This window comes from uncultured Turicibacter sp. (genome assembly GCF_938044715.1).
GTDB lineage: Bacteria > Bacillota_I > Bacilli_A > MOL361 > Turicibacteraceae > Turicibacter > Turicibacter sanguinis.
In genome coordinates this window covers 1-5,656 of sequence record NZ_CALIOS010000069.1, presented here as the reverse complement: position 1 = coordinate 5,656, position 5,656 = coordinate 1, and the positions used below count along the sequence as shown (strand labels likewise).

General features: G+C 35.1%; 4 protein-coding genes and 1 other annotated feature. All 4 genes read left to right on the top strand.

Features of this window, described 5'->3' with window-relative positions; genetic code table 11:
* Positions 1-1,549: bifunctional (p)ppGpp synthetase/guanosine-3',5'-bis(diphosphate) 3'-pyrophosphohydrolase (locus QWC74_RS07785; protein WP_288993971.1), on the top strand; the 1,549-nt coding region annotated here is incomplete at its 5' end.
* A gap of 13 nt (positions 1,550-1,562) precedes the next feature.
* Entirely contained in the window at positions 1,563-2,003 is a 441-nt protein-coding gene (dtd, locus tag QWC74_RS07780) for a D-aminoacyl-tRNA deacylase (RefSeq protein ID WP_006784223.1), read from the top strand.
* A gap of 41 nt (positions 2,004-2,044) precedes the next feature.
* Positions 2,045-2,256 (top strand) — a binding site (T-box leader).
* Between the two features lie 107 nt (positions 2,257-2,363).
* On the top strand, positions 2,364-3,773 hold the full coding sequence (gene hisS / locus QWC74_RS07775; RefSeq protein ID WP_006784222.1) for a histidine--tRNA ligase: 1,410 nt from the start codon (positions 2,364-2,366) through the stop codon (positions 3,771-3,773).
* A gap of 17 nt (positions 3,774-3,790) precedes the next feature.
* On the top strand, positions 3,791-5,548 hold the full coding sequence (aspS, locus tag QWC74_RS07770) for an aspartate--tRNA ligase (RefSeq protein ID WP_006784221.1): 1,758 nt from the start codon (positions 3,791-3,793) through the stop codon (positions 5,546-5,548).
* Positions 5,549-5,656: the final 108 nt, after the last annotated feature.

Sequence of the window (5,656 nt, the reverse complement as noted above, 5' to 3'; positions counted from 1 at the left end):
GGCAAAAGACAGGGTCGCTGCAGATGCGGCGGCTTTATCTTTAAATAAATATTTTGAATATCAAATTAATTTTGAGATTAAAGGGCGTATTAAAAATATTTATAGCGTGTACAAAAAAATGATGACGCGTGAAAAAGATTTTGAAGAAATTTATGATTTGCTAGCGCTACGTTTAATTGTTAATTCTGTTCCTGAATGTTATTCAGCGCTTGGAATTATCCATGCGCACTTTAAACCGATTCCAAATCGCTTTAAAGATTATATTGCGATGCCCAAACCAAATATGTATCAGTCCTTACATACAACGATTATTGGACCACATGGTAATGTCTTTGAGGTTCAAATTCGTACAAAAGAAATGGATGATATCGCGGAGCAAGGAGTTGCTGCTCATTGGGCGTATAAAGAAAATAGACAAATCACTCCAAAACAGGAACAAAAAGAAATTCAAGATAAATTAAAATGGTATGAAACATTAATCGCTTACCAAGAAGAAGTGAATGATGCTGAGAAATTAATGAAGCTCGTTAAAGATGATATCTTTAATGCGAATGTGTATGTCTTTTCTCCAAATGGAGACGTCTTTGATTTTCCACCGGGTTCTACCCCACTTGATTTTGCATATCGTATTCATACAAATCTTGGACATAAAACAACGGGTGCGATTGTGAATGGAAAGATTGTTACCTTAAATTATCAAATGAAAACCGGCGATATTGTTGAAATTAAATCATCAAGAAATTCCTTTGGTCCGAGTGAAGATTGGTTAAATATTGTTCAGACTTCACAAGCCCGTCATAAAATTCGCCAGTACTTTAATCGTATTAAACGCGAAGAGTATGTCAATAAAGGCGAAGAGGCTTTCCTAAAAGAATTAGCTTCGAAAGATTTATCGTTAAGTGATTTAGATATTAAAAAATTATTAACAGCTTATAAAAAGCAAAGTATTGATAAACTAGAAGAGCTTTATTACCAAATTGGTCGCGGTCGCTTAGTCGCTAAAACAATGCTTGAACGATATTTCGCAGATGGTAAGGAAGTCAATGATAGTGAACTCATTCAACAAATTAACGAGGCGGCAAAGATTAAAGAAGAGCATCGTAAAAAAGCAAAAAATCGTTTTGGTATTATTGTAGATGGATTAGATAATGTTGATTTAAGGATTGGGAAATGTTGCCACCCGGTGCCAGGTGATCCGATTGTTGGATATATTACAAAAGGTAGCGGGATTACGATTCACCATGCTGAATGTCATAATATCAAAACCAATGGAAGAATTGTTCCAGTTGAGTGGGATGATGAGCATTCAAATTCATTTAGTGCTAAAATTAGAATCACAGCACTTGATCGTAAAAATGTACTTGGCGATGTGATTCAAAAATTGACAATTTTAAATACGAATATTTCGGAATTGAATGCTGTATCTGCTAATGACACAACCATTATCAATTTATCATTATCTGTACGTAATGTGGAGCAGCTCATCAGTATTGTTAATACAATTAAGCGTGTTAAAGATGTCTTTAGTGTAGAACGTATTATACAGTAATAGGAGTGTAGAAATGAAAGTAGTCGTACAACGTGCAAAATTGGCAAAAGTAATCGTTGAAGGGGAAGTTGTTGGATCGATTGATAAAGGATTATTGTTATTAGTCGGAATAACACACGAAGATACGATAAAAGATTTAGAATACTGTGCAAAAAAAGTAGCTAATTTGCGTATTTTTGAAGATAAAGATGGAAAAATGAATTTATCAGTGAAAGATATTCAAGGATCTATTTTATCTGTTTCTCAATTCACATTATATGGAGACACGCGTAAAGGGAATCGCCCAAGTTTTGTTGAAGCAGCTCGTCCTGAAGTCGCAAAACCTTTATATGACCAGTTTAATGATATCTTACGAAATATGTACCAGTTAACCGTCGAGACAGGTGTTTTTGGTGCGATGATGGATGTAGAATTTACCAATGATGGTCCGACGACTTTAATTATTGAATCTTAAGAAAAAATGTATTATAATGAAGTAAATAGTCAATAATAAAAATAAATTCGATGATCAAGAAAGAGCCTTAATCGATAACGAACTAGAGAACGGAGTCACGGCTGGAAGCTCCGACGGGTAAGTTAAGGAAAGACACTTGTGAGAAGATGTCCTGAACTTTAAGTAGGGATATCCGTAGACGGCGTTAACGTTTCAAGTGGTAGTTATTTGATAACTACAATTAAGGTGGTACCGCGTATATAACGTCCTTAGATTAAATCTAAGGACTTTTTTTATACTTAATTTTAAAAAAGTTAAGTATAACCCGTGTCCGACATCGATTATTGCTTATTATGTAAGGCTATGAAAGGAGCTAAAAGAATGAATTTTAATAAACCTAAAGGGACTTATGATGTTTTACCAAAAGATAGTGCTCGTTGGCAAAATGTTGAAAGTTTAATTCGCGAAATCTGTTCAATCTTTAATTACAAAGAAATTCGTACCCCAATGTTTGAAAGTACACAATTGTATCATCGTTCAGCCGGTGAAACATCTGATGTTGTGTCAAAGGAAACATATGATTTTAAAGACCGTGGTGACCGTATGATGACATTACGTCCGGAAGGAACAGCCGGTGTTGTACGTAGCTATATTGAAAATAAAATGTATGCGGACCAAATGGTACAAAAAATGTTTTATATTGGACCAATGTTCCGTTATGAACGTCAACAAAAAGGACGTTATCGTCAGCACATTCAATTTGGAACAGAAGTATTTGGAAGCGCGGATCCATCAATTGATGCCGAAGTTATTTCGTTAGCTGTTACTTTATATAAAGTTCTTGGACTTCGTAATATTAAAGTTAAGTTAAACTCTCTTGGAGATACTGAAAGTCGTGAAAATTATCGTGCTGCTTTACTTGCTCATTTTGAAGGGCATAAAGAAGAATTATGTGCAGATTGCCAAGTTCGATTAGAAAAAAATCCATTACGTGTTTTGGATTGTAAAGTTGATCGCAATAAAGAAATTATGCAATCAGCACCACAAATGATTGATCATTTAACTGAAGAAGATAAAGCTTACTTTATGAATGTACAAAAATATTTAAAAGCAATGGGAATTGAATATGAGTATGATGCAAGCTTAGTTCGTGGATTTGATTACTATACGCATACTATTTTTGAAATTCAAGCTGAGATTAAAGGATTTGGTTCACAAAATACATTATGTGGTGGTGGACGTTACAACAAGTTAGTAGCTGAACTTGGAGGACCAACTGTTCCTGCTATTGGATTTGGTATGGGACTTGAACGTCTATTATTAGCACTTGAAGCTGAGAATATTCAAGTAGCAGGTGAAGATGCGGTTGATTTATTCTTAATTACTCTTGGGGAAGATGCAAAAGTATTTGGATCACGTTTATTACTCGATTTACGTAGCCGTGGACTTGCTTGTGAAACAGACTATTTAGGTAAAAACTTAAAAGGTCAATTTAAACAAGCCGACCGCTATCATGCACGTTACACAGCGATTTTAGGTGATGAAGAGTTACAACATGGGATGATTAATATTAAAAATAATCAAACAGGTACACAAGAAAGTATTCCAGTAGGATTTGTTATTGACTATATTATCGAAGATCAACAACGTAACCATCAACATGGAGGATGTTGTGGTGGTGGATGCCACGATCATCAAGAAGAAGAACATGAGTGCTGTGGAGGACATGGTCATGGAGATGATCATGAGTGTTGCGGTGGAAATGGTCATGGATGCGGATGTCAACATTAAGAAGAGGTGAAAATTTTATGAATCGTACACATAATAATGGAGAATTAAGACTTGAGAATGTCGGTCAAGTAGTTGAATTAAAAGGTTGGGTTGCTAAATCTCGTAACTTAGGAGGATTAGTTTTCATTGATTTACGTGACCGTTATGGAATGACACAATTAGTGGCAAATCCAGAAACAGTTAGCCCTGAAGTACTAGAAGTGGCTAATAAAGTTCGTAATGAATATGTTATTGCCGTCAAAGGGATCGTTGCAGAACGTCAAAGTAAAAATCCAAATATGCCAACAGGGGATATTGAAGTTGTTTTAGAACAACTAACCATTATCTCAGAGGCAGAAATGACACCTTTAATCATTGCAGATGAAACAGATGCTTTAGAAGATACACGTTTAAAATATCGTTATTTAGATTTACGTCGTCCAATGATGCAAAAGAACTTTATCTTACGTCATAACATTTTAAAATCAGTTCGTAGTTATTTAGATAGTCAAGACTTTATTGAAGTTGAAACACCATATTTAAATAAATCAACACCAGAAGGAGCACGTGATTATCTAGTTCCAAGTCGTGTTCATGAAGGTGAATTCTATGCTTTACCTCAATCACCACAGATTTTCAAACAGTTATTAATGGTATCTGGATTTGAACGTTATTATCAAGTAGCACGTTGTTTCCGTGATGAAGACTTACGTGCTGACCGTCAACCTGAATTTACTCAAATTGACATCGAAACCTCATTCTTAACACAAGAAGAAATTATGAATTTAGTTGAAGAAATGTTAGTTAAGATGATGAAAGATGTTAAAGGGTTAGATATTCCGCGTCCATTCCCACGTTTAAGCTATGAAGAAGCAATGGGACGTTATGGATCAGATAAACCAGACACACGTTTTGAAATGGAATTAATACCTTTAAATCATGTTGTAGCTAACTGTGGATTCTCAGTCTTTGCAAGTACGGTTGAAGCAGGAAATGAAGTAAAAGCATTATGTGTGAAAGGCGCAGCAGAACGCTTCTCACGTAAAGACATTGATAAATTAACTGACTTTGTTAAAAAATATAAAGCTAAAGGATTAGCTTGGGTGAAAGTAGTCGAGGAAGGATTCAATGGTCCAATCGCGAAATTCTTTAATGAAGACGAAGTGGCTTCAATTAAAGCTGCTACAAATGCTGAAATTGGGGATTTATTATTATTCGTTGCTGATACAAAAGCAGTCGTAGCAGATAGCTTAGGAGCATTACGCTTACATTTAGCTAAAGAATTAGGATTAATTGATGAATCAAAATTTAACTTCTTATGGGTGATTGACTGGCCATTATTCGAATATGATGAAGAAGCTGGACGATTCTTTGCAGCACACCACCCATTCACAATGCCAAGTTTAGATACATTAGATACGTTCGATACAGATTCTCATAATGCGAAAGCTCAAGCTTACGATATCGTATTAAATGGATATGAATTAGGAGGAGGATCATTACGTATTTATCGTCCTGATATTCAATCTCGTATGTTTGAAGCATTAGGATTTACAAAAGAAGAAGCTGAAGAACAATTTGGTTTCTTAATGAATGCCTTCAAATACGGAACACCTCCACATGGTGGTTTAGCATTAGGTCTTGACCGAATCGCGATGATTTTAACAGGATCACAAAGTTTACGTGATGTGATTGCATTCCCCAAAAATGCATCGGCAACATGTCCAATGACAGAAGCACCAGGACGCGTAAGCGAGGCACAGTTAACTGAATTACACATTCAATTAAAGAAATAGAACTAAAAATCTCCTCATCATGAGGAGATTTTTTTATGTAATAGGGATTTGCTTTAATTTCAAAAAATGGTGGAATGTAATGGAAAATGTATAAAAATGTATTTTTTT